Origin of the sequence: Streptomyces sp. NPDC050704, from assembly GCF_040654355.1 — a bacterium.
In the GTDB taxonomy this organism is placed as follows: Bacteria; Actinomycetota; Actinomycetes; order Streptomycetales; family Streptomycetaceae; genus Streptomyces.
Map to the genome: position 1 here is coordinate 1 of NZ_JBFAHW010000280.1, position 1,339 is coordinate 1,339.

Consider the following 1,339-nt stretch of genomic DNA (forward strand, 5'->3'; position numbering starts at 1 on the left):
GCTGCGCAACCGGCTGAACACGGCCACCGGCCTGCGGCTGCCCGCCACCCTGGTCTTCGACCACCCCACCCCCACCGCCCTCGCCACCCTCCTGCGCGGCGAACTGCTGTCGGGCACGTCCGACGACGTCATCGACGCGCTGCACATCCAGCAGGAACTCGACCGGATGGAACAAGCCCTGTCCCGGGCGGCCATCGGCCCCGACATGGACACCGACACACGCGCCGACATCGCGCAACGGCTGCGTGACCTGGCCGTCAGGCTGAGCGACCCGGACCCCGAAGCGGCTCCCGGGACCGCGGACTCCCTTGAATCCGCCAGCGACGACGAGATCTTCGATCTCATCGACCGCGACCTGGGCGTCTCCTGATCCCTCCGTCCTCCCCGGGCGCCCCACCACACCGAACTGGAGTCGACCATGACCGAGGACAAGCTCCGTACGTATCTGCGGAGGGTCACGGCGGAGTTGCAGCAGACCCGCGAGCGGCTCCGCGAGTCCCAGGACAAGCGGCGTGAACCCCTCGCGATCATCGGGATGGCGTGCCGTCTCCCCGGCGGCGCCGATTCGCCGGAAAAGCTGTGGCGGCTCGTCGCCGATGGCGTCGACACCGTCGGCGGACTCCCCACCGACCGGGGCTGGGACCTGGACGACCTCTACGACCCCGACCCCGACAAGCCCGGCAAGACCTACACGCAGGAAGGCGCGTTCCTCTACGACGCCGGGGACTTCGACCCCGCGCTCTTCGGCATATCGCCGCGCGAGGCGCTGGCGATGGACCCACAGCAGCGCCTCCTGCTGGAAACCTCCTGGGAGGCGGTCGAACGGGCCCGGATCGACCCGCTGTCGCTGCACGGCAGCCGCACCGGCGTCTTCATCGGTGGCCTGCCGACCGGATACGGCGCCATGCTCCTCGACTCCTCCGAGGACCAGGGGTACGCCCTGACCGGTGGCACGGGCAGTGTCATGTCCGGCCGCGTCTCGTACACCCTCGGGCTCCAGGGGCCGGCGGTCACCGTCGACACCGCCTGCTCCTCCTCCCTCGTCGCCCTCCACCTGGCGGCTCAGTCGCTGCGCCAGGGCGACTGCTCCCTGGCCCTGGCCGGCGGTGCGGGCATCCTCGCGACTCCGGCCGGCTTCGTGGTCTTCGCCCGCCAGCGCGGCCTGGCCGTCGACGGCCGCTGCAAGGCCTTCGCCGACGCGGCCGACGGCATCGGCTGGGGCGAAGGTGCCGCCGTCGTCCTACTGGAGCGGTTGTCGGATGCGCGGCGGCGTGGTCATCCGGTGTTGGCGGTGGTGCGGGGTTCGGCGGCGAATCAGGATGGTGCGTCGAATGGGTTG

Annotated in this window: 1 protein-coding gene and 1 pseudogene; both read left to right on the forward strand. The window is 71.2% G+C overall.

From position 1 onward, the window contains the following. Positions 1-370: pseudogene (locus tag AB0I18_RS52105) on the forward strand (beta-ketoacyl synthase); the annotation flags it as partial. Positions 371-418: 48 nt separating this feature from the next. After that, on the forward strand, positions 419-1,339 hold a 921-nt coding region (locus AB0I18_RS52110), incomplete at its 3' end, for a beta-ketoacyl synthase N-terminal-like domain-containing protein (protein WP_363112904.1).